This is a genomic window from Aeromonas sp. SER (assembly GCF_038739615.1).
Lineage (GTDB): Bacteria > Pseudomonadota > Gammaproteobacteria > Enterobacterales > Aeromonadaceae > Aeromonas > Aeromonas jandaei.
In genome coordinates this window covers 302,926-326,444 of sequence record NZ_JBCGFC010000002.1, presented here as the reverse complement: position 1 = coordinate 326,444, position 23,519 = coordinate 302,926, and the positions used below count along the sequence as shown (strand labels likewise).

Here is a 23,519-nt window from a genome sequence, read left to right as displayed (position 1 = left end):
AATTTATCAGCTTGGTTGCAGCGTTTCTTTCTGTAACGAACTATTTAATGACGTAAGAAAAAGGCCTGATAAATGCGTTATCAATTGTATCAGTAGTGTCATGACTCTAATTTTTGGCTGGTTTTTATGCTGGTGATTGTTGTAGGATTTTCTTCTGATTTAAGTGTTGATTAAATTCATGGTCGTCACTTAATGATGACATTCATAACTAAGAAAAATAAACACCAATAATAAACCACCCGGACGGAGCCTTTTTCTGCCGAGGTGCTACTTGCAATACACGCAGATTCAGGAAAACAAAAATGAAGGGCATTACAACCACAGAGAAGGGCGATATGGCCCTGCTCCAGTGGTGCATGTCTGCTTTCAGCGTCATTGAACACCGCCAGGAGGGAATATATGTTCTCCTGGATGGCGCGATGAGCTGGCAGGACTGCACCGATACCTATGAGTTATTCCCCAACGAATTGATATTCGTGCGCCGTGGCAGCTATGCGGTTGCGACTGGCGACGAGCCTTGCCACCTGCTCTGGATCCCCCTTTCCAACTCCTTTTTGCAGGGTTTTCTGCAGCGTTTCGGTTCACTGCTGAGCGAGGTCAGCCGGGTTGAGGGGATTGCTCCCAGCCTGCTGCCGTTTCATGCATCCCCTCTGATCAACCAGTCCATCCAGGGCTTGCAGGGGTTGATCGAGCATGAACATCCTCCCGAATTGGCCCGGTTGCGAACCGAAGAGCTGCTTTTTCTGCTCGCCTTTGGCGAACAGGGACCGCAATTGATGTCCATTTTGCGCCAGTTGAGCAATCGCCAGGTCGAGCGGTTGCAGCAGTTCATGGAAAAACATTATCTGATGGAGTGGAAGCTCAGCGAATTTGCCAAAGAGTTCGGCATGGGGCTGACCACATTCAAGGAGTTGTTTGGCGCAATATATGGCGTATCACCCCGAGCCTGGATCAGCGAACAGCGGATCCTCTACGCTCATCAGTTATTACTCAATAGCGAGATGAGCATCGTCGATATTGCGATGGAGGCGGGATTCTCCAGCCAGTCCTATTTCACCCAGAGTTATCGGCGCCGTTTTGGCTGTACCCCTAGCCGTGCCCGTCATGGCAAAGATTAACGCCGGACTAAAATAATCTGACGTTTTTTATAAGTCGCAGGGCAGAGCCATGGGTAGAATAGCCAGCATACCGAAACATTATTCCATAAATTGCCCGCAGCAAGATGAGCAAGGCATAGCATGAGTCAGCAAGATCACACATCACCCAATCAGGGCCTCTTTGCAGGTCGCCGGGTTGCCGTTGTCCAACCAGAGAGCCTCAACCTGGCCCAGCTGGTGGGGCGACAGTCCGTGCTCCGTTATCAGGACGCCGGCGTGATCAGCTCCCAGCAGATGGCGTTGCTGCAGCGTTTGCTGCCAAGAACCCGTCTGGAGCGCCTGCTCGGGTCCATCTGGTTTCAGCGCCGTCTCGATATTGCGCTGGCCGTCTCCCGTGATGAGCTGCAACAGCTGCTGCGCCTTGCGGGCAGTGAGCGTGATGACTGGTTGCAGCAACTGGGGGATAACATCAATCTGGCTGATCCGCAGCGGCTGTGGCACTGGGTGCTTTATCCCCTCCACCGCTGGTGGGTACAGCGTCTGGAGCCGCTTTATGGCGCCTGGCTCAACGAGCTTGATCAACTGCAGTTGATGCGCCGCCAGCTCCATGCCCAGTCCATCTTCTGGCAAACCGTGGTCGATGTACCGTCCGGCCTCGAGCGCCGGATTGCCGAACAGCTCGCCAGCTTGAACGAACGCGTGCAGGAGCTGGCGCAGTTGCAGGCGCAGTGCGAAGCGCGGCTGCAACAGGCCTGGCCGGCCTGGTACGCAGAGCAGGGTCAGCAGGTCACCTTTGAGCGGCTGCTGCCGGTGCCGCTTGAGCTTGGCACCTGCTGGCAAGCCCTGCAGGCGCTGCCCGACGATGCCGCTGCTGGCGACACACTGCATGAGTGGCTGGCGGGCCGGGGCATCGCCCTCGCTCAGGATCACTTCTACTGGCAGCCTCCCGCGCCCTAGATAGCCCGAGGAACTATGCAAACGCTACTGAATCGATTGGCCACAAAACTTGGCCAAGGGCCTTTTGTTGCCGACGTACAGGGTAGATACCATCTGCGACTCGATGGTTATCCCCTCTTTTTGACCCCCGGAGCGAGCGAGTTGCTGCTCAGCACCCCTCTCACCTCAACCCGTCACCGTGAGGGGGAGAGCCATGATCCGGCCCTGCTCAAGCGCCTGTTGCAACAGGTGGTGGCCTGGGGGCGTCACACCCCGCATGCCCTGGTGCTGGATGAGCTGGGCAACCTGCAGCTGGAAGCCCGGTTGGCGCTGGAGTGGCTCGACGAAGCACAGCTGGAGCTCAGGATTAGCCAGCACATCACCCTGCTGGAGCGGCTGGAGCCCCAGCTGACCGAGGCCGCGCTGGCCCCGCAATGGAGACAGATGATATGGCACCCTTGAGCGTGCAAAGAGTGATCCGCCCGCTCTGCTGGCTGGTGCTGGTCTGCATGGCCTGGCAGCGTCCGCTGATGGCGCAGGATCTCGACTGGGTGCCAATGCCCTACAGCTATGTGGCGGAGGGGGAGAGCCTGCGGGATGTGCTGGTCAACTTCGGGGCCAACTACGAAGTTTCCGTGGTCGTCAGCGACAAGGTCAACGATCAGGTCAACGGCCAGTTCGAGCACGACGAGCCGCTCGCCTTCCTGCAGCAGCTTGCCTCTCTTTACAACCTGGTCTGGTACTACGACGGCAACGTGCTCTACGTTTTCAAGAACAGCGAAGTGCAGTCTCGCCTCATCAATCTGGAACAGACCGGTGCCGCCGAGCTGAAACAGGCGCTGCAGCGGGCCGGTATCTGGGAACCCCGCTTTGGCTGGCGCCCCGATGCCGATAACCGGCTGGTCTATGTCTCGGGCCCGCCGCGCTATCTCGAACTCATCGAGCAGACGGCGGTGGCACTGGAGCAGCAGTCCCAACTGCGCAGCGAGAAGACCGGGCCGCTCGCCATCGAGATCTTCCCGCTCAAATATGCCTCAGCCACCGATCGCTCCATCCAGTATCGCGACACCAGCGTCGATGCCCCCGGCGTGGCAACCATCCTCTCCCGACTGCTCTCCGATGCGGGTGTGCAGATGGTGAACGGCGAGGGGAGCAAGGGGGGGCAAGTTGCCTCCGGTCAGGCCATCGTACAGGCCGACCCCTCTCTTAACGCCGTGATTGTGCGCGATGCGCCGGAGCGGATGGCGATGTACGGCAAGCTGATTGCGGCGCTAGACAAACCGGCGGCCCGCATCGAAGTGGCCCTCTCCATCATCGACATCAATGCCGAGGATCTCTCCCAGCTCGGGGTGGACTGGCGTGTGGGGATCCGCGCCGGCTCCAACCAGCAGGTGATCATCAAGACCACCGGCGATCGCAAGGGCATTGAAGGGGGCGCCGCCCTCGGCAGTCTGGTGGATTCCAAAGGGCTCGACTATCTGCTGGCCCGGGTCAATCTGCTGGAGAACGAGGGCAATGCCCAGGTGGTCTCCCGCCCGACCCTGCTGACCCAGGAGAATACCCAGGCGGTGATCGACCACAGCGAAACCTACTACGTCAAGATCAGTGGGGAGCGAGTGGCAGAACTGAAGGACATTACCTACGGCACCATGTTGCGGATGACGCCACGAGTGATCCAGATGGGCGACAAGCCCGAGATCAGCCTGAGCCTCCATATCGAGGATGGCAATCAGAAGCCAAACAGCTCCGGCATCGACGGCATCCCGACCATCAGCCGTACCGTGGTGGACACCATAGCCCGGGTTGGCCACGGCCAGAGCCTGCTGATCGGTGGTATCTACCGCGACGAGATGAGTGAAAACCTGAGCAAGGTGCCTTTCCTCGGCGACATCCCCTATCTGGGAGCGCTGTTTCGCAGCAAGGAGACCCAGACCCGTCGTTCTGTGCGGCTCTTTATCATTGAGCCTCGTCTGATCGATGACGGCATCGCCCACTATCTGGCGCTGGGCAATGGCCAGGATCTGCGCGCCGGAGTGCTGGGTGTCGACGAAATTTCCAACCAGAGTCTCTCTCTTGGCAAAGTGCTGGGCGGCGCCCAGTGCCAGCCGCTGGCAGCGGCGCGGGATGTGCAGAAACTGCTGCGTCAGGGGGGCAAGAGCTCCGCCCTTATCCAGTGCCGGATGGGCAATGAGCTGGGCTGGCGTCTGGTCGAGATGGCGAAGGATCAAAAATGCACCCCGGCGGCCAGCTGGTGCATGCAGGCGACTCCGGCCGGAGCTGGTCGATGAGCTGGAAGTGCCGCGTTTATCGCGGGCTTAACCGCGGGGTAGAGGTAGCCCTGCCGGAAGGGCGTCTGGTCATCGGCTCCGATCCGCTGCTGGCCGATCTGGTGCTGGTGGATGAGGGGATGGCCCCCGAGCATCTGGTGCTGCTGGTGTCGGCCGAAGGGATCAACCTGCAGGGGTGGGCTGAGGGCATCACGCCAACTCAGGATGGCGCGGCACTGGAGGCAGGTGCACAGCTGATGGCCGGTACCCGGCTGGAGGCTGGCCCCCTGCTCTGGAGTTTTTGCGACAGCAGCCGGTCGTTGCCCGAACAACTGGAGGCGTTGCCTGCTATGGCGGCACCGGCGCGCCCACGGCGGCGTGCCGGCAGTGCCGAGTGGTGGCTGGTTGGCCTCTGCCTGTCGCTGGTTATGGCGGTGGTTGTGATGCTTGGCCACGGCTGGTGGCAGGGGAGCAGCGAGAGCGATACCGCTCGCAATGAGCAGGAGCTCAAGCGCTTTCTGGCCGCGCCAGTCTATCGCCAGGTGGTGCTCAACAGTAGTGACCCCGAACTCTGGTTGCTCTCGGGATATGTGGATGAAAACGGCAACCGCCTCGCACTGCAGCAGTATCTCGATGGCAAGGGGCTCAGCTATCGCCTCGACCTGCGCACCATGGAGGATCTGCGTCAGGGCGCTGGGTTCATCCTGCAAAAACTCGGTTACGAGCAGTTGCAGATCCGCAATGGCAAGGAGCCCGGCTGGCTGCGCTTGAGCGGAGCCATCAGTGCGCAGGATGAACGCTGGAACAGCATTGAATCCCTGCTGAAGCAGGAGGTGCCGGGGCTACTCGGCATCGAAAACCGGGTGCAGGTAGCCGGAGCCCATCGCAAGCGACTCGATGCCATGTTGCAGGAGCAGGGGCTGGCCGGTTTGCTGCGGGTGAGTGAATCGCGCGACCGGATCGAGCTGTCAGGTCAGCTGGATGAGGCGAGGCTGGCGCAATTTCAGCAACTGCAGTTGCAGTTTCGCCGCGAGTTCGGCTCTCACCCCATGCTGGAGCTGATCAACCAGAGCCGTTCGCCCCGTCAGGATGAGCTGGAGTTCGAGGTGCGCAGTGTCTCCCTCGGTCGGGTGCCCTACGTCACCCTGGCCGACAACCGCCGCTACCCGGTCGGAGGGGCGACAGCCAACGGAGTTCGCATCCTCTCTATCCAGCGCGATGCAGTGGTGGTGAGCAAGGGCAAGCAGCAATACATCGTCAGATTGAAAGGGGGCGAAAGCCATGATGACCAGTTTGGAAACGCGACTGTCCGGCGCTGATCCCGCCTTCGCCCGCGTGCTGCAGGAGCAGCTGGTGCAGGCGCTGGGGGAGGTCAAGCGCCAGCTGATGCGAGGGGGATCTCCGCAGCAGTACCGGCAGTGGCAACAGGAAGCGGACGCCATCGAGGCGGGCATGCAGATACTTGAGCAGATCAAAGGAGCATAAGAGATGGCAGAACCCATTTTTAACCCGGGGAATACCCTGGATAACGTCGCCGAGGCGCTGAAGAAGCAGGCGAACGATGCCAACAATGACGTAAAAGCTGCGATTGACGCACTGAAAGATAATCCCGATGACCCCGCCAGGCTGGCCGAGCTGCAGCACAAGATTAACAAGTGGTCGGTGATCTACAACATCAACTCCACCGTGACCCGCAGCATGAAAGATCTGATGCAGGGCATCTTGCAGAAGGTGTGACCATGGATCGCCAACTGAAACGGCAGCTGGCCGAACTGGCGGTGGCCGGCACCGGTCATCATTGTCACTCGCAGGCCGCCGCCATCGCCGACTGGCTCGCAAGCGATCCGCAGATGAGCGAGTGTGTCACCCTGATCCGCCTCTCCTCCCTGATGAACCGGGGAGATTACGAGGGGGCTCTGGCGCTGGGCAAAGGGTGCGATACCCCCGAGCTGGAACCCTGGCTCGCCCTGTGCGAATGGCGGCTGACGAGGCTGGATGCACTGCAGAGCCGGTTGGCCCGGCTTGAGCAGAGCGAGCTCTCCTCCTTGCAGCACTTTGCCGCCGGCATGCGCGAACAGATTGCCTCATGAAGGTCGATGGTAACGAGCTAGGCACTCGTCCGCTGGCGGTGACGCCGCCGGGCTTACCCCCGCCTGCAGCGGCAGAGCGGCAACAGTTTGAGCGGCTGCTGGCCAAAGAGGAGAGCAGTGCCCTGCTGACGCGCTGGAAAGAGGGGACGCCACTGGAAGTGCTGCTGGAGGGACACTCTCCCGCCACCCGGCGCGAGCTGCTCTGGCAGGTCTATCTGCAGGATGAGAAAACGGCCGGGGTAGCCGACCTGCTCTTCAAGCCGGTTGCGAGCAAGCTGATTGAGCGCTTTGGCGAGCGCCAGCTGCCAGTGGTGGCGGCCATCGACCTGCCAGAGCTGCGCGCCCTGATGCGGGAGTTTGACCCGCTCTCGTCACGGCGGGAGACGGTGCTGCTCAAGGTGATGGCAGAGCTACGGGGGCAGGGGGCATGGTCCGGTAACGACTATCTGGCCGAGCTGGCCCGACGTGAACTGATGACCCTGATCCCGCACAACGGCATGGTCAACAATCTGGTGCGTCACGCACACAAACTGGATCTGGAGGAGTGATGGAGATAGCACAAAGCGCGCAGGCCGTGGTGACCAGCCTGGATGAGCTGAAAGCGGCGGATGTTCCCGGTGCCCAGATCGCCACCTTCGAGCAGGCGATGGGCGGCAGCGTTCAGGGGATCGGCGGTACATTGCTTGGCGAAATCGGCGAGATCAAGCAGCAGTTTGTCGAGGCCAAACAGAGCCTGCAGGCCGAACTGGCAACGCCGGGCGATGACCCCAACAGTTTGATGCAGATGCAGTGGTCGCTGATGCGGATCACCATGCAGGAGGAGCTCATTGCCAAGACCGTGGGCAAGATGAGCCAGAACGTAGAAACCCTGTTGAAGACCCAGTGAGGTAGTGTGAAGAGATCGATGCTGATGGGGGTGCTGTGCACCTCCCTGCTGCTCAGTGGCTGCAAGGTGGAGCTCTATACCGGGGTGAACCAGAAAGAGGGCAACGAGATGCTGGCGCTGCTGCGCACCGAGGGGATCTCCTCGGACAAGCAGCCTGACAAGGATGGCAACATCAAGCTGCTGGTCGAGGAGTCCGATGTGGCGCAGGCGGTTGAACTGCTCAAGCGCAAGGGCTATCCGCGCGAGAGCTTCTCCACCCTGCAGGATGTCTTTCCCAAGGATGGCCTCATCTCCTCGCCCACCGAGGAGCGGGCTCGTCTCAACTACGCCAAGGCGCAGGAGATCTCCCACACCCTCTCGGAGATCGACGGCGTGCTGGTGGCCCGCGTCCATGTGGTATTGCCCGAAGGGAACGAGGGGATCAGCAAGAAGCCATCGCCCGCCTCGGCTTCGGTCTTTATCAAGCATGCGGCAGATATCCAGCTCGACACCTACATCCCGCAGATCAAGCAGCTGGTCAACAACAGCATTGAAGGGCTTGCCTACGACCGGATCAGCGTGGTGCTGGTACCCTCGGCCGATGTACGCCAGAGCCCCCTGATGCCGCGCAATACCACCCTCTTCTCCATCGAGGTGAGTGAAGGCTCCAGATGGCGGTTGGGTGGACTGATTGCACTCCTGCTGGCGTTGGTGGTGACCACCAATCTGGCCCAATTCATGTGGCACCGGCGTCGGAGTCGTTGATGGCGGTCGGCCTTACCCCCTATCAACTGCGTTTTTGTCCGGCCAGCTATCTGCACGAGGAGCACTTCCCCGCCTCGTGGCGCTGGCTGCAGGCGAGTGTGCCCGAGTGGCGCACTCTGCCTGCCTGCAATCAGGCCCTGCTCGACGAGCTGGCACTGGCTATCGACTACGAACTGCCCGCGCAGCTTGGCGGGCTGGCGCTCTTTCCAGCCGAGGCGCTGGCGCTCGTGCTGCGCCAGCTTGGCGCCGTGCTCCATGGCGAGGCGATCCGCCACTGCCTGCAAGCGCCTGTGCTGCGCCAAATCATCGCGGTGTTGGGAGAGGAGGGGCACAGATCGCTGCTCGCCCGCCTCGACCTCCTGATCGGCCCCTGGCCTGCCGGCTGGCAGCAACCGCTGCCCGCCACGCTCGATAGTGCCTCGCTGGAGGCGGCAGGCTTGGGATTCTGGCTGGCTGCGGCGGGGACAGCTCATCCCGCCTGGGCCCGTCGCCTTGCGCTACGTTTGCCGGTATCACCCCTGCGCCCAGGCTGGTCACTGGCTGATGCCGAGCTGCCACTCGCTCGCGCACTCTGTCTCAAAATTGCCAAACAGGTAACGCCACAATGCTGCCATTTGTTGAAATAAAGAGTGAACACCTGCAACTGGCTCCCGGTCAGCGGATCCTGCGCAGTCACGACTATCAGGCCTATCTGAGTGCTCAGGCGCTGGTCGATGCCGCCCGGGCACAGGCTGCCGATATCGTCGAGGAGGCGCGCGCCGTCTATGAGGAGCAGAAGCAGCTCGGTTGGCAGGCTGGCATCGAGGAGGCTCGCCGCGAGCAGGCCGTACTGGTGCACCAGACCCAGCTGCAGTGCCAGCAATACTACCGCACGGTGGAACAACAGATGAGCGAGGTGGTGCTGCAGGCGGTGCGCAAGATCCTGCACGATTACGATCAGGTGGCGCTTACCCTCAAGGTGGTGCGCGAGGCGCTCTCGCTGGTGAGCAACCAGAAGCAGGTGACGGTGCGGGTCAATCCCGAGCAGGTGCAGGCGGTACGCGATCAGATTGCCCGGGTGCACAAGGATTTCCCCGAGATCGGGTATCTCGAGATCTCTGCCGATGCCCGCCTCGATCAGGGTGGCTGCATCCTCGAAACCGAGGTGGGGATCATCGACGCCAGTCTCGATGGCCAGCTTGACGCGCTCTCGCGGGCGATGGCGGTGACGCTGGAGCGCGCCGATGTTCACGAGAGAAAATAAATCCCCCCATTGACAAAATCGCGGCTTCTGTTGCCAAACGACCATGGGTTGCATCCCTAGAATGGGGACAATTCCATCGTAACAGGAGAAGCGCCATGCAGATTCAGCAAGCCCCCAGTCTTTCACCATCGACCCACACGCCTGCTGTCGAGCCGCAACCTGGCCGACCGCAGGAGAGTGCACCCAGCCTTGTCGCGACTCTGGGTGGCGTATCCGGCCCCCGGCTGGAGAGTGTGAGCCATGCCCCGTTGGCGGCTTCTGCCAAGAGCGATGTGATCTGTGAGGGCTGCGGCCCGCGTCAGGTGACCATCACCCGCCAGCAGGATGGCTCGGCATCCGTTACTCTGGCCCGGCCACCCATCACCAGCCTGGTGCTCAGTGGTGGCGGCGCCAAAGGGGCTGCCTATCCGGGCGCCATCCAGGCACTGGAGGCGCAGGGGAAACTGGAGGGGATCCGCACACTCTCTGGCTCCTCGGCCGGCGCCATTACCGCCGCACTGCTTGCTGCCGGTATGAATGCGAACGAGTTCAAGGCGCTCTCTGACGAGATGGACTTCATCAGCCTGCTTGATTCGCCGGTTAAAAAGATCAGCCTGGCCCAGCACATGAGTGGCGAAGCAGGCAAAGCGATCGCCAGCGTGCTCGAAAAACTCAAGCTGGGTAAACTTGGCAGCTTCGTACAACTGCTGAGCAACATCTTTCCGCGTCTGCAGTCGGATGCCGTCCCGCTCGAAAGGATACTCAAGCAGGAGTCACGCAGTTCGGTTCTGGCGCAATTGAAGGCCCACCCCGAGCTGGCAGCCAGACCCGACGTCGCAGCCATTCGTCAGCGCCTTGAGCAGGGGGGCGGTGTGACCTTCGGCGATCTGGCTCTGCTTGGTCGCCATATTCCGGCCATCAAGGAGTTGAACATCACGGGGACCGGCATGTTTGATGGTCGTCCCCAGATGATCCTGTTTAACGCCCGCCTGACGCCAGACATGGAGATTGCCCGCGCCGCGCACATATCGGGCTCATTCCCGGTGGTGTTCAGTCGCCCGGAGGAGCAGCATCAACCTTTCCTGGCGCAGGGGGAGAAGCTGTCATTGCAAGATGGTGGCGTCATGCTCAACGTCCCGGTGCCTGAACTTATCCATCCCGAGGCCCGGGGGGCCACCATCGCCGAGCACGAGAACCTGATCCTCAAGTTTGAAGAAGAGGGCGGGAAACCGGCCGATCGCGGTACTCGCAAGGGGGCGATTGCAGACTGGGTAGTTGGCGCTCCCGTCGGTGCACGCTCGGCGTTGCAAACCAGAGGGCTTGACGGGTTGACCGATCAAGTGGTGACAGTGCCGCTCAAATCAGAGCGCGGTGATTTCAGCGGCACGTTAAGTGGCACCCTCAATTTCACCATGAGCGATGCGGACAAGCAGCATCTGCAGGAGAGGTTGGCCGATGTGGTCGGGCAGCATCTGGAAGGGCGGGAGAGCAGCCGCAAGGATTATCAGTTCCAGGATCTGGAGTCGGCGCTGCTGGCGCTCCCGGATCGGGACTTTGCCGCGGTGGCCGAAGAGCGCACCCCGGATGTCCAGGCAACGGCCCTTTTTCGTCAGGAAGTCCAGGAGCAACTCTCTGTGCTGGTTGCATCTGTGCTGGATCAGGATCCCTCTGCGCGACTCGATCTCTCTGGCTCGCTGACGCAGGCTCTGGATCAGCTTGGTACACTCGCAGACTCGCCGGCCCGGCAGCAGTGGCTTGCCGCGCAGCTCAATCAGGCAGACAATCCGGCGCTGGCCAGGTTGCTCGATACACCGAGCCCGGCAGGGCGTTTCGCCGCGCTGGATCTGGGCAAGGAAGAGGCCAGCCGCCGTCAGGTGGCCACGGTCGCGAACAACATCATTCATGAGGTGATCTACCCCTCCCTGTTCCGTCCCGGTCAGCCGGACAGCAATGTGGCACTTCTGCGTAAAACCGAGCACGCACTCGTCGGCGCGACCACATCGGCCGAGGTCAATGAGGCCCTGCGGGAGCTGGCTGATAACTATGGGGCCCGCAATAAACCGTGGAGCAAGCCTCTCTCCTCTACCACTGTGACTCAGGCTCGCTCCTGGATGATGAAGGAGTAAATATGCTGATTGATTGGTTGGGTTCACTGGGATTGGCTCTACCCGCCGCGGGCGAGAGCAGGGTGATCCGGTTTGAGGATGCACCAGAGCTATGGTTCGAGAAGATTGACGGGCAATATGTGCTGGCACTGCCGCTCGCCCCGCTTCCCACCAGAATGCTTTCCGGCGTCATGTTGCTGTTGTTGCAGGTCAACAGCCCACTCTCTACCTTGCAACCGGCCAGACTGACGGTGGATGGTCGAGGGCATTTGCTGTTGTGGTGCACTCTGGATGAGCATGCGGATCCAGAAGTATGCCAAGCTGCCTGCGACAAGCTGCATGCCGGTTACAACGAACTGCTGCCTTTATTGCAAGCTCAGGAGGAGAGTATTCCGGTACGCTCGGGTAGCTTGTTCGTCTAGCCAAACGCAGAGTGCCAAGCCGAGCGATTTCGTCTTTAGCGACGTCCCGGCTTGCTGATGGGCCAAACAAAACCGCCCCGGATATCCGGGGCGGTTTTTTTATTTGGCGATCCCGAGGTGAGCCGTGTGGGCGAACAAGGTTTAGCGATAGCGGCCGCGTACCGAGCTGCTGGCGCGCCCTGCCATCTTGATCAGGCTCTGGCGGGTGTGCAGGTGGCAGAGCGCCACACCGAGGGCATCCGCCGCATCCGCCTGCGGGGTGGCGGAGAGTTTTAGCAGATGGGTCACCATATGCTGCACCTGCTCCTTGCTGGCGCCGCCGGTCCCCACCACCGCCTGCTTGATCTGGGTGGCAGAGTATTCGCTCACCGGTAGATAGGCGTTGACTGCGGCAACGATGGCGCTGCCCCGGGCCTGCCCCAGTTTCAGGGCCGAGTCGGCGTTGCGGGCCATAAAGACCCGCTCAATGGCAAATTCGGTGGGCTTGAACTGGGTGATGATCTCGCATACCCCGTCATAGACCTGCTTGAGGCGGTCTGGCAACTCGCCGCAGTCGGTGCGGATACAGCCCGACCCCAGATATTCGACCTTGCCGCCGACGACCCGGATAACCCCGTAACCGGTGATCCGCGATCCCGGGTCTATGCCCAAAATAATGCTCATGGGTTGTGCTTGCTCTAGACGCAAATGATGGCCGCAAGATAGCAAACTCCGGCCTGCTTGGCTGTACGCAGGATGTGCGAACGGTCAGTGCGTGGCTATTGCCATAAAAAAAGGCCCCGAAAGGGGCCTTTTTGATTATCGCTTGTCAGGCGGCGTGATGGATGGGGCTGGCCTGCGCCATTCCCTCCAGCTCGCCCGGGGCGAAGTTGTCCACCTGAATGGCTTCGTAGCGCAGGGCATCGGCGGCCAGCAGCTTGTCCGCTTCGTCCTTGCTCAGCACCGATTTGGCCAGCGCAGCTTCCACCAGTTCCGGCAGCGCCAGTTTGCGGGGCAGTTTGCCCTCTTTCTGGGCCTGCACCAGTTTCTTCTCGTAGGGCTGCACTGCGACCATGGCCTGGAAGGCGCGCTCCATCAGGCCGACCGGATCTGCCTCGTCCTTGCCCACATAGCAGAGGGCGGTCAGACGGTCGCGGAACTCGCCCGGCTTCATCATGGCCAGGCAGATGGCGTGGCAGCGATCGTCGGCCGGCATCTTGTAACCGACGCCGAACGGGAACACCACGCGCTTGAGTACGGCACCCACCACCTTGTTCGGGAAGTTCTGGAAGAAGCCCTCGAACGCCTTGCCAATCAGGTAGAGGTTGCGCTCCACCGCGTACTGCACGAACGGCAGATCGGAGACCATGCGGCCCTGATCCTCGTAGTGCTTGAGGGTAGCGGAGGCCAGATAGAGGTGGCTCAGCACGTCCCCCAGACGGGCGGAGATCATCTCCTTGCGCTTGAGATCGCCACCCAGCATCAGCATGGATACGTCGGCGCACAGGGCCAGCCCTTTACTCATGCGGGAGAGCTGCTTGTAGTAGCGGGCGGTTTCACCGGCTACCGGCGCGCTGTTGAACTGACCCAGGGTCAGCCCCTGGAACAGGGAACCGAAGAAGTTGCCAGCGCCGAAGGCGATGTGTTTCATCAGCAGGGCGTCAAATTTCTCGAGACCGCGTTCCACGTCGGTATCGGCTGCCGCTTCCAGCTCGGCAAAGACGTACGGGTGGCAGCGAGTGGCCCCTTGCCCGAAGATCATCAGGTTGCGGGTCAGGATGTTGGCCCCTTCCACCGTGATGGCGACCGGAATACCCATGTAGGCGTAGCCGGTGTAGTTTTTCGGGCCCAGCTGGATGGCACGACCGGCGTGGATGTCCATGGAGTCATCCATGATCTGACGCGCCATTTCGGTCATGTGGTACTTGGAAATCGCGGTGACGATGGCCGGTGCCTGACCCAAATCCAGCGAACCTGCGGTCATGCGACGGGCCCCTTCCAGCTGATAGGTGAGGCCGCCGATGCGAGCCAGCGCCTCTTGCACCCCTTCAAACTTGCCGATGGACATGCCGAACTGCTTGCGCACATAGGAGTAGGCGCCCACGGTACGGCTCGCCATGTGACCGCAAGCGGTGCCCAGCGCAGGCAGCGAGATGCCGCGACCGGCGGAGAGGCACTCCACCAGCATGCGCCAGCCACGACCGGCGTAATCCGGGCCGCCGATGATCCAGTCGAGCGGAATGAACACATCCTTACCGAAGGTCGGGCCGTTCAGGAACGCCAGACCCATGGGGTAGTGGCGATCGCCGACGCGCACGCCGGGGTGGCTGGTGGGGATAAGCGCGCAGGTGATGCCGAGCTCTTCCTTGTCACCCAGCAGTTTTTCCGGGTCATAGAGTTTGAACGCCAGTCCCAGCACGGTGGCGCGCGGCGCCAAGGTGATGTAGCGCTTGTTCCAGTTGAGGCGAATACCCAGCACCTCTTCACCCTTGTGCATCCCTTTGCAGACGATTCCCTTGTCAGGAATGGCACCTGCATCGGAGCCCGCTTCCGGCCCGGTCAGGGCGAAGCAGGGCACCTCTTTGCCATTGGCCAGCCCCGGCAGCCAGAAATCTTTCTGGGCCTGGGTGCCGTAGTGCATCAGCAGCTCGCCCGGGCCAAGGGAGTTCGGCACCATGACGGTGACCGCCACGCTCAGGCTCTTGGTGGCAATGCGGGTGACGATGGTGGAGTTGGCGATCGCCGAGAATTCGCGGCCGCCGTAGGATTTCGGGATGATCAGGGAGAAGAAGCCTTCCTTCTTCAGATAGTCCCAGACCGGTTCTGGTAGGTCTTTGGTTTCGTTGACGATCTTGAAGTCATCAACCATGGCGAGCAGGGTTTCGACCTGATTGTCGATAAAGGCCTGCTCCTCTGCGGTCAGCTCGGCCTTGCCGTAGCCGTGCAGTTTTTTCCAGTCGGGATTGCCGCGAAACAACTCGCCATCCCACCAGACGGAGCCGGCTTCCATGGCCTCCCGCTCGGTGGCCGACAAGGGCGGCAATATCTTCTTGAAGATGCCGAACACAGGACGGGTTACCCACTGTTTGCGCAGTGAGGGGACGCCGAGCACAACGGCAATCGCCAGCACCAGCAGGATAAGCAATGTGATCATACCGAAGTTCCTTCTATTTCACTGTTTCCGTTGATTTATTGTTGGTTGTTACACGGCCAGGGAGAGCCTGGTCGACTCCACTGGTGCCCCGACTCCGGACGCCAGATAAGGAATAACGTTGCGTACCAGCCCCTCGACATCGAGCTGCTGGCCAAAATCGGCCAGGGCGATGTCGCGCAGCGCATCGGCAGAGGCCATGGTGAAGACGACGGTGCCCAAGGTGAAGTGCAGGCGCCAGAAGAGATCCGCTGGCGAGAGGGCCGGGTTGGCCTTGGAGATAGCCTGGGTGATCCGCTGCAAAATGGGGCCATAGTGGGCGGTGATAAAGCGGCGCAGGTGACCCTGGCTGTCGATATAGCCGCGCCCCAGCAGCTGCATGAAGATGGCCGGGCCATTGGCCCGCACCGCCGAGAGCTTCATCAGCGGTTCGACAAAGCTTTCAAAGAGTTGCAACAGGGTGAGCTGATCCTGCTCCATCAGCACCCGCAGGCGGGCATCCAGATCTGGCATGAACAGACTCAGATAGCGGTCGAGCACCGCCTGGATCAGCTCCTTCTTGGAGCCGAAGTGATAGTTCACGGAAGCCAGATTGACATCGGCCTCGCTGGTGATCAGACGCAAAGAGGTATCGGCAAATCCCCGCTCGGCAAACAGCACTTCAGCGGCGTCGAGAATACGGTTTTTGGTATCGATTTTACTCACTGGACACCTCACTTAAACGAATGTTTAAAAAGTACGTTTCATAACGCGAGGTGTCAAGAGATTGTGAACGGGTGTTAGCAGAATGTTTTTTGTGAAAAAGCGCAAAAAGGTCGGAACTAACTCCACAGCGCGAGACTCTATATCTATGCCACTGCAATTAAACATTAAGTCTCGCCCAACCTGCTTCTTGCTAGTTGGGCATTTTTTTGCCCGGTTGACGGTGGCAGAGGGTAACAAACAGGCAAAAAAAACCGCCGCGGGGAGCGACGGTGGGGAAAGTGAGTTTGCATCATCCTGATGACAAACTGTCGATGCGAGTTCAGGCATGTATCGACGGGAGCCAGTATGCCAGTCAGCTCCGCTCAGACTATGTCAGTTCCTCGGTATTTTGTGACAAAGTGTGGCAAGTGCCGGCGTGGCCCAATTCCCCCTACTTTGTTATGCTGCCCTTTCAAAATATGAGGGGAGAGAAGATGAAGTACCCGGTCGATACCCACACTCACACCATTGCCAGCACCCACGCCTACAGCACCATCCACGACTATCTGCCCGTTGCCAGAGCCAAAGGGATCAAGCTGTTCGCCACCACGGATCACGGCCCCGAGATGGCCGATGCCCCTCATGTCTGGCATTTTGCCAACTTGCCGATATTGCCAAGAGTGGTGGACGGGGTGGGGATCCTGCGGGGTATCGAGGCCAACATCAAAAACCTCGACGGGGAGATCGATTTCCCAGAGCGCTATGAGTCGCGCCTCGACATGATCATGGCGGGTTTTCATGAGCAGGTATTCCCTCCCTGCGATCAGGCAACCCATACCCAGGCGATGATCAACGCCATCAAGAGCGGCCGGGTCGATATGATCAGCCACCCGGGCAACCCCTCATTTCCCATCGACATTCAGGCGGTGGTCAAGGCGGCTGCGGACTATCGGGTGGCGCTGGAGATCAACAACTCCTCCTTCATTCACTCGCGCCCGGGTAGCGAAGGCAACTGCCGTGCCATCGTTGAAGCCGCGCGAGATCTGGGGGCCTACCTCACCTTCGGCTCCGATTCCCATGTCGCTTTCAGTCTCGGCGATTTTGACCATTGCCACCGGCTGGTGACCGAGGCGGGCTTCCCGCTGGAGCGGATCTTGGTGCGCTCCCCCCGGGCCCTGCTCGATTTCCTCGAGAGCCGCGGCCGCGCCCATATCCCCGAGTTTGCCGATCTGTAAATCGGGCTATAACACCATGAGCCAACTCATAAAATTGAGTTGGCTCGATTGACACGCCAGCCATTTTTCATGAATCTGGCTGGCGACAAGCCGGTATAGCTCAGTTGGTAGAGCAGCGCATTCGTAATGCGAAGGTCAGGAGTTCGATTCCCCTTATCGGCACCATATAAAACAAAGGGTTAGCTTCTGTGCGAAGCTAACCCTTTGTGCATTTTGGTTGGTAGCCCCTTCTCATATCCCTCTTTTGCTATCGCAATACCAAGGATGAAGGCCTGCGGGCCAACTCTCCCGGCAGGCGGCTACTCAGGTTTTGCTATTCCCCTCAGGCAACCTCGATGTCTGGCTTGGCTGGCTCCTTCTGCATGGATAGATCTCCAGCTTGCGACGGGGATTCCAGCTTGTCGATGCGCACCGCTGCCACCTTGAATTCGGGGATCTTGGCGTGCGGGTCGGTGGCATTGATGGTGAGCCGGTTGGCCGGTGCTTCGGCAAAGTGGAACGGGATAAAGACCACTCCTGGCTGCATCCGTTTGGTGACGAAGGCGGGCAGTTCGATATGGCCGCGGCGGCTGGTGACCTTCACCCGCTCGCTGTTGCAGATCCCCAACCGCTGCGCATCCACCACGCTCATCATCACCCGCGGGCCAGCCAGCTTGTCGAGCCCCTTGGTCTTGCGGGTCATGGTGCCGGTGTGGAACTGCTCCAGCAGGCGGCCGGTGGTGAGCACGATGGGATAGGTCTCGTCGGGCAGTTCGGCGGCATAGCGGAACGGGGTCGCGACCATCTCCCCCTTGCCACGGGTGAACTGCTTGCCATGGAGCAGGCGAGTGCCTTCGGGGGCCGCGTCGTTGCAGGGCCACTGTAGCCCTTCTACATCCACCTTATCCCACTGGATGCCGGCGTATTGCGGGGTGACTTGGCAGATCTCGGCGGTGATCTCCTGCGGGTGTTGATAGCGCCAGTCGCCGCCCATGGCGTTGGCGATCTGCTGGATGATCCACCAATCCTCCCGCGCTTCACCTGGCGCCTTGAGGGCGGGGGAGATGCGCTGCACCCGCCGCTCGGTGTTGGTGAAGTGGCCGCTCTTCTCGGCAAAGGAGCAGGAGGGGAGCACCACATCGGCGAGTTGGGCGGTTTCCGAGAGGAAGATATCCTGCACCACCAGAAACTCCAGCTGCTTGAGCCCCTCAATGACGTGATGCTGGTCCGGATCGCTCAGCACCGGGTTCTCCCCCATAACATAGAGCCCCTTGATGCTGCCCGCACAGGCGGCATCGATGGTCTCGGTGAGGGTAAGGCCCGGTGTGCGCGGTAAGTCTGGCTGCTGCCAGGCGGCGGCGAAGCGGGCATGTACTTCGGGGTTGGCCACCTTCTGATAGCCGGGCAGGCAGTTGGGCAGCGCCCCCATGTCACAGGCGCCCTGCACGTTGGATTGGCCCCGCAGCGGGTTGATGCCGCCCCCTTCGATGCCGATGTTGCCGCACAGCAGTTGCAGGTTGGCGATGGCCCGTACGTTGTCGTGGCCGGTGGTGTGCTGGGTGATCCCCATGGAGTAGTAGATGGCAGTGCGCTCGGCGGTGCCGATGAGGCGGGCGAGCTCAATCACCTGCTCGGCCGGTACGCCGGTGACGAGGGCGACCTTGTCCGGTGCATAGGCGGGGGAGAGCACCTCCGCTTGCAGCGCCTCGAACCCTTCCACCCGCTCGGCGATATAGGTCTTGTCGTGCCAGTTGTTCTGGATGATCTGCTGCATCAGGCCGTTGAGCAGCATCACGTCGGTGCCGGGGCGGTGGGCCAGATAGAGGCTGGCATGGTCGGCCATCTCGATCCGCTTCGGATCGGCCACCACCAGCCGCGCCTTGCCCGTGGTGACGGCCCGTTTGATATGGGAGCCGATGATGGGGTGGGCCGCCGAGGTGTCGGAGCCGATGATGAAGATGAGGTCCGAGTGGTCAATGCTCGGGATGTCGTTGGTCATGGCGCCGCTGCCGAGTGACGCCTCCAGCCCGGTAACGGTGGAGGCGTGGCAGAGCCGTGCGCAGTGATCCACGTTGTTGGTGCCAAGCTCCCGGCGCATGAACTTCTGGAACAGGTAGTTCTCTTCGTTGGTGGTTTTGGCCGATGAGAAACCCGCCAGCGCATCGCTGCCATAGCGCTGGCGCAGGGCGTTGAAGCGTTCTGCAACCAACTCAATGGCCTCCAGCCAGCTGGCGGGCACCAGCTCGCCATTTTTACGGACAAGCGGGGTGGTGAGGCGCTCCTCGCTCTGGATAAAGTCAAAGCCGAAGCGCCCCTTGACGCAGAGCAGCCCCTGATTGACCGGCGAGTTGCGATTTCCCTCCACATAGCGGATGCGGTTGTGCACCTCATCGACATAGAGGGTGACGCCGCAGCCGACCCCGCAGTAGGTGCAGATGGTATTGACCGGCGTGAGCAGCTCGGTGCGCCCCTGCGACTTGTCGCGGGCATCCACCAGGGCGCCGGTGGGGCAGACCTGTACACAGGCGCCGCACTGCACGCAGTGGGAGTCGCCCATCGAGAGCCCCGTGTCGAACTGCGGGCGGTTCGAGAGGGTGCCATCGCTGTGCTTGGCAAAGCTCAGCACCCCTTGTACCGCTTGCTCACCACAGGTCTGCACGCACTGGCCGCAGCCGATGCAGCGGTTGGCATCGAACACGATAAATTCGCTGCTGTTATCCACTGCAAACTTCTGGCACTGGCTGGTATCGAGAGCGCTCTGCTCGACCTTGTATTCGGTGGCGTAGTCGCGCAGTGCACAATCGGTGTTGGCCTGACAGCCGCACTCGAGGCAGCGGCTGGCTTCGCTGCGGGCATCGGCATCACTCAAACCACGCTCCACCTCGGCAAAGCTTCCTTCCCGCTCGGCGTCTGCCAGATGAGGCATGATGGTGCGGGCGACTTTTTTCAGGTGAGCAAACTGGGCGGGATCGACCTGCTTGAGTTTGGGGGCCTTGCAGGCGTTGAAAGGACGAACCGGGTCGATCATGTCACCGTGGAGGAACTGATCGATGGCCAGCGCCGCCTTGCGGCCATCGGCAACCGCCTCGATGGCGGTGGCGGGCCCGCGGCGCAGATCGCCGATGGCGAACAGGTTGCCGTGGCCGCTGTGCATGGTCTCGGGATGGGACTCCAGCGTCTGCCAGCGGGTGAAGGGGAGGGTGAGGGGCTCCCCTTCCATAAAGCTGAGATCCGGCTGCTGTGACACCGCCGCAATCACGGTATCGAACTCTTCAATGAGGTACTCGCCAGTGGGCTCCGGGCGGCGGCGACCGGAGGCGTCCGGCTCGCCGAGGGCCATCTTCTCGAGGCGCACCTGACAGACGCGACCACGACTGTCTGGCAGATTCTCTACCGGATTGGTCAGCATCATGAAGCGCACTCCTTCGTGCTCCGCCTCGTCGATCTCGTAGGCTTCAGCGGGCATCTCGGCGCGGGTGCGGCGATAGATGAGGGCGGTGTCAGCCCCCAGCCTGACCGCTGTGCGGGCGCAGTCGATAGCGGTATTGCCGCCGCCGATCACCGCAACTTTCTTGCCAGTGGTGAGCCGCTTGGTCAGCATCCGATCCTTGAGGTAATCGACCCCGAGATAACAGCCGGCCAGGGTGCTGCCCGGGTAATCCATCGGCACCGCCTTGGAAGCGCCAACCGCCAGACAGACCGCATCATAGTCGCGGCACAGCGCCGAGAGGGTGATCTGGTGGCCTAGTCGCTGTCTGGTGTGGATCCGCATGCCGCTTTGGCACATCAGGTCGATCTCCTGATCGAGGATCGCCTTGGGCAGCCGGTATTCGGGGATGCCGTAGCGCAGCCAACCACCCGCTTCGGGCATCGCCTCGAACAGATCGACCTCGAACCCCTCGTAACCCAGATAATAACCGCAGGTGAGGCCGCCCGGGCCGCTGCCGATAATGGCCACCCGCTTGCCCTTGGCGGGCTTCTTTGTCGGTTGATAGGGGGCAATTTCGGCCAGATCGAGATCGGCGGCATGGCGCTTGAGCTGACGAATGGCCAGCGGCTCATCCACCAGAGCACGGCGGCACTCCGCTTCACAAAAAGCGGGGCAGACCCGGCCAATGGAGAGGGGCATCGGCAGGGTCTGCTTGATGACGGCCATCGCCGCCTCGTGCTCCCCCATGGCGATGTGGTGCAGATAGGATTGAATGTCCACCCCGGCCGGACAGGCGCGTTGGCAGGGGGCTTCGCAATCGGCGTAGTGATCTGCGAGGATGCGGCCGAGCGCCTGCTGGCGGTGTGCGCGCAGGGCATCGCTTTGCGTCGTGACCATCATCCCTGCCTCGGGGCGCGTCTCGCAGGCGCGCCGGATGCCGAGCCCGGCAATCTCGACCACGCAGAGATCGCACGGCGTTTTGGGAGCGCTGGTGTTGTCACTGCACAGGGAGGGGATATCGATCTGGTGCTGTTTTGCTATCTGGAGCAGGGTTCTGGTCGGGTCAACCGTCAACTGAGCCCCATCGAGGGTGATGGTGATCATGGCGTCATAACTCGCTTTCAAGGCGCAGAAAATGCTGCATCTGGCGGAGCCAGCAGGGGAAGCGACAAAGAGGATCGCTTTGTATCTTCTCACCATACCAAAGACGGTATGCAACTTTATTTGATTTAACTCAGGTTCTTTGCCTAAAAAGAAAACGATTTCACTGGTGGCGCACTCTGCGGAACGATAACCCGGTGCGGGTTGCAAATATCTAGTTAAAACATCGTGTTGATTGCTATTTTATGGTCATTAAAGCAGTCGTAAGCTGTATCTAATATGGTGATTACTCGTGATAACACGATGAGGAATACCCTAAAATATGCAACTTTTGTTTTGGTGTTGGTAGGGGGCAACTTAAATGGGGAGCAATCGAGCCGGAGGCGCTGGCGACATCTTTACTTTAAAAGGGGGGGGCGTTTAGGGCTAATGGTGTGAGAAAGCTAGATTACTAATTAGGGGATGATATGACAGAGTGCACGGAGTCATACAAAGACATGTCTTTCTAGTAGTCTCTCAATGATTCAATCGGTTACTATCTTGCTGATATGGAAATGGCAGGGTTATACCGTGAGCTCAATCCCCCTTCGCAAGGCCCTCGGGGTCTTGGCTAAATCTTCTTCTTTCTCGGTCAAGACGACAACACAACGTCAGAGAGATCTGTTTGATGATCTCAAGGATTATCTCTATGTTACACCCGAAATCGAGCATGACTTTGAGAAGTGCCTCCGTGCATTGCTGCCTGGTGAATGTGTGTTTTTATGCGGCAGTAGTGGTGATGGCAAATCTGAAATATTGTCACGTAGCTATGACCAATATAAAAACAGATATACCTTCCATCTGGATGCAACCCATAGCTTTTCGCCTCATCAATCAGCAATCGATGCGCTAAACGAACTCTTTGATCGTGCAGGAGACGGGGCTCAACCCCTGGTGGTTGGTATCAATATCGGTATGCTGGCCAACTTTGCCAAAGAAGGGGCTGAGCGTCACAGTGAGTTGCGTGGCGTGATCGAGCGTTTTTTGGATAGTGGCGAGAGAACGCAAGGGGCATATCACTTTCTGGATTTCGAGTCCTATCCAAAATTTCGTTTTAATGATGACGCTGGCAGCTATTCAAGCTTTATGCGTCAACTGCTCAAGCGGTTAACTCAGCCAACCGATGACAATCTGTTTCATGCTATTGCCCTTGCAGATGAGCAACGCCAACGCGACATGCGCCTCATCGCCAATTTCAGGCTGTTGGCCAATGAGCACGTGCAAGAGATTATCATTACCACGCTGTTCAAAACCCGTTTGATCAAGGATCAATTCATTACGACTCGCGCCTTGCTGGATCTGTTGCATCAGCTTCTGGTTGGGGAACATTACCTCTTTGACAACCTGTTTATGGCTAAAGACAGCGAGCTAAGCCTGCGTCTTGCTGACTTTGATCCTGCCTTGATTCATACCCAAGCGGTAGACCAGTTTGTGCTGCGTTATGAGCTGAATCTACCGGATGAGGTGCTGGATGCCTTTATGGTCGAGCTGGCAAAACTGGGGCTCATATTCAACGAGCCTCGTGATAAAGCGGGTCAAGCCGCATCCCTTCTGCGCCTTTTTTATCTGCTTAAGGACTGTGAGCTTGGCAATAACTACCATCACCAATTCAAAGTCGATTTTGAAGAGCAGGTACTTGAACACTATGCCACTGTCTGGCTGCAGCATAGTCAGTATCTTGGGGAGGGTGGAAGCCAGCTGGCCTTGCGCAATTTCTATGTGAAAGCGCTGATCCCGGCCATTTTTGTTTATGCCAACCGCAATGCCCCTGAGTTGTCAAAGCGAGAGCTTTCTCTTGGTCAATTTGGCCAGTGTCATGTCGCGGCACCTGTCGAGCTGAAAGCTGATTACAGCGCAATTCAGCGTCAGCATGTCGAGAAACACGATCATTTCAGCGCCTATCTGAAGGTTGATGATCAGCCCTTGGCACCAATGGCAATCAACCTCAATCTGTTTGAGCTGATCTGCAAGCTCAACAATGGCTATCGGCCAAACAAGTACGACAAGAATGCCATCGTGTTGCTTGATGAGATGGTTGAGCAAATCCGCGCTGTCGCTAAAAAGAGCCCTGTTCTTCACTATTACGAAGGTGATCAGCATTACCGTCTTGGTTTGGATGACGGCATGATCACTGTAGAAGGAACCAGATAGT

The 23,519-nt window shown here is 59.8% G+C and carries 21 protein-coding genes and 1 tRNA gene; 18 read left to right on the top strand and 4 right to left on the bottom strand.

The window, feature by feature from the left end; translation table 11 throughout:
- Positions 1-302 precede the first annotated feature (302 nt).
- The 15 genes from AAHA41_RS04325 to AAHA41_RS04255 all read left to right on the top strand — a co-directional run bounded on the left by AAHA41_RS04325 (position 303) and on the right by AAHA41_RS04255 (position 11,769).
- Positions 303-1,118, top strand: a complete 816-nt coding sequence (locus tag AAHA41_RS04325; RefSeq protein WP_323070531.1) for an AraC family transcriptional regulator — start codon at positions 303-305, stop codon at positions 1,116-1,118.
- Positions 1,119-1,238: 120 nt separating this feature from the next.
- Entirely contained in the window at positions 1,239-2,054 is an 816-nt protein-coding gene (locus AAHA41_RS04320; protein WP_323070530.1) for a T3SS regulon anti-activator ExsD domain-containing protein, read from the top strand.
- Between the two features lie 15 nt (positions 2,055-2,069).
- Complete coding sequence (locus AAHA41_RS04315) at positions 2,070-2,495, top strand: YscB family type III secretion system chaperone (RefSeq protein ID WP_279007622.1); 426 nt, start codon at positions 2,070-2,072, stop codon at positions 2,493-2,495.
- Positions 2,468-4,321 (top strand): type III secretion system outer membrane ring subunit SctC, encoded by a 1,854-nt coding sequence (sctC, locus tag AAHA41_RS04310; protein WP_323070529.1) that lies wholly within the window; start codon positions 2,468-2,470, stop codon positions 4,319-4,321. Before AAHA41_RS04315 ends, sctC begins: the two co-directional genes overlap by 28 nt.
- Complete coding sequence (gene sctD / locus AAHA41_RS04305; protein WP_323070528.1) at positions 4,318-5,619, top strand: type III secretion system inner membrane ring subunit SctD; 1,302 nt, start codon at positions 4,318-4,320, stop codon at positions 5,617-5,619. Before sctC ends, sctD begins: the two co-directional genes overlap by 4 nt.
- The gene (locus AAHA41_RS04300) at positions 5,582-5,785 is read left to right on the top strand and encodes an EscE/YscE/SsaE family type III secretion system needle protein co-chaperone (protein WP_323070527.1); all 204 of its coding nucleotides are present in this window, start codon (positions 5,582-5,584) and stop codon (positions 5,783-5,785) included. Before sctD ends, AAHA41_RS04300 begins: the two co-directional genes overlap by 38 nt.
- Before the next feature lie 3 nt (positions 5,786-5,788).
- Entirely contained in the window at positions 5,789-6,037 is a 249-nt protein-coding gene (sctF, locus tag AAHA41_RS04295) for a type III secretion system needle filament subunit SctF (RefSeq protein WP_042031485.1), read from the top strand.
- Positions 6,038-6,039: 2 nt separating this feature from the next.
- Positions 6,040-6,390, top strand: a complete 351-nt coding sequence (locus AAHA41_RS04290; RefSeq protein ID WP_201929316.1) for a YscG family type III secretion system chaperone — start codon at positions 6,040-6,042, stop codon at positions 6,388-6,390.
- Complete coding sequence (locus AAHA41_RS04285; protein ID WP_323070526.1) at positions 6,387-6,938, top strand: YopR family T3SS polymerization control protein; 552 nt, start codon at positions 6,387-6,389, stop codon at positions 6,936-6,938. Before AAHA41_RS04290 ends, AAHA41_RS04285 begins: the two co-directional genes overlap by 4 nt.
- Positions 6,938-7,276: a type III secretion system inner rod subunit SctI gene (gene sctI, locus AAHA41_RS04280; RefSeq protein ID WP_139396057.1), complete on the top strand. Its 339-nt coding sequence runs from the start codon at positions 6,938-6,940 to the stop codon at positions 7,274-7,276. Before AAHA41_RS04285 ends, sctI begins: the two co-directional genes overlap by 1 nt.
- A 6-nt stretch (positions 7,277-7,282) precedes the next feature.
- Positions 7,283-8,020 carry a type III secretion inner membrane ring lipoprotein SctJ gene (sctJ, locus tag AAHA41_RS04275; protein ID WP_185430698.1) on the top strand — a complete coding sequence of 246 codons (738 nt, stop codon included), beginning with the start codon at positions 7,283-7,285 and terminating at the stop codon, positions 8,018-8,020.
- Entirely contained in the window at positions 8,020-8,646 is a 627-nt protein-coding gene (locus AAHA41_RS04270; protein WP_043850422.1) for a SctK family type III secretion system sorting platform protein, read from the top strand. The genes sctJ and AAHA41_RS04270 overlap by 1 nt, the downstream gene beginning before the upstream one ends.
- Positions 8,625-9,263 (top strand): HrpE/YscL family type III secretion apparatus protein, encoded by a 639-nt coding sequence (locus tag AAHA41_RS04265; RefSeq protein ID WP_042031481.1) that lies wholly within the window; start codon positions 8,625-8,627, stop codon positions 9,261-9,263. The genes AAHA41_RS04270 and AAHA41_RS04265 overlap by 22 nt, the downstream gene beginning before the upstream one ends.
- Before the next feature lie 95 nt (positions 9,264-9,358).
- The gene (locus AAHA41_RS04260) at positions 9,359-11,368 is read left to right on the top strand and encodes a patatin-like phospholipase family protein (RefSeq protein WP_323070525.1); all 2,010 of its coding nucleotides are present in this window, start codon (positions 9,359-9,361) and stop codon (positions 11,366-11,368) included.
- Positions 11,369-11,370: 2 nt separating this feature from the next.
- Positions 11,371-11,769, top strand: coding sequence for a hypothetical protein (locus AAHA41_RS04255; protein WP_201965730.1), 399 nt, complete (start codon positions 11,371-11,373; stop codon positions 11,767-11,769).
- A gap of 141 nt (positions 11,770-11,910) precedes the next feature.
- On the opposite strand, the gene ruvC is transcribed toward AAHA41_RS04255, so the two are convergent.
- The 3 genes from ruvC to AAHA41_RS04240 form a co-directional block, all read right to left on the bottom strand.
- Positions 11,911-12,432: a crossover junction endodeoxyribonuclease RuvC gene (gene ruvC, locus AAHA41_RS04250; RefSeq protein WP_323070524.1), complete on the bottom strand. Its 522-nt coding sequence runs from the start codon at positions 12,430-12,432 to the stop codon at positions 11,911-11,913.
- A 145-nt stretch (positions 12,433-12,577) separates the two neighbouring features.
- The gene (locus AAHA41_RS04245; protein ID WP_198505930.1) at positions 12,578-14,902 is read right to left on the bottom strand and encodes an acyl-CoA dehydrogenase; all 2,325 of its coding nucleotides are present in this window, start codon (positions 14,900-14,902) and stop codon (positions 12,578-12,580) included.
- Positions 14,903-14,950: 48 nt separating this feature from the next.
- Complete coding sequence (locus AAHA41_RS04240; RefSeq protein ID WP_041208826.1) at positions 14,951-15,604, bottom strand: TetR/AcrR family transcriptional regulator; 654 nt, start codon at positions 15,602-15,604, stop codon at positions 14,951-14,953.
- Between the two features lie 473 nt (positions 15,605-16,077).
- Between AAHA41_RS04240 and AAHA41_RS04235 the strand changes: the two genes are divergently transcribed.
- Together AAHA41_RS04235 and AAHA41_RS04230 are read left to right on the top strand one after the other, a co-directional pair.
- Positions 16,078-16,818, top strand: coding sequence for a phosphatase (locus AAHA41_RS04235; RefSeq protein ID WP_104014256.1), 741 nt, complete (start codon positions 16,078-16,080; stop codon positions 16,816-16,818).
- 89 nt (positions 16,819-16,907) lie between these two features.
- Positions 16,908-16,983 (top strand) — tRNA-Thr (locus AAHA41_RS04230).
- Positions 16,984-17,140: 157 nt separating this feature from the next.
- Here AAHA41_RS04230 and fdhF read toward each other — a convergent pair.
- Positions 17,141-21,331 carry a formate dehydrogenase subunit alpha gene (fdhF, locus tag AAHA41_RS04225; RefSeq protein WP_323070523.1) on the bottom strand — a complete coding sequence of 1,397 codons (4,191 nt, stop codon included), beginning with the start codon at positions 21,329-21,331 and terminating at the stop codon, positions 17,141-17,143.
- A 567-nt stretch (positions 21,332-21,898) separates the two neighbouring features.
- On the opposite strand from fdhF, the gene dptF reads away from it, so the two are divergent.
- A complete protein-coding gene (dptF, locus tag AAHA41_RS04220) occupies positions 21,899-23,518 on the top strand; it encodes a DNA phosphorothioation-dependent restriction protein DptF (RefSeq protein WP_323070522.1) in 1,620 nt (539 codons plus the stop codon).
- The last annotated feature ends 1 nt before the right edge of the window (position 23,519 follow it).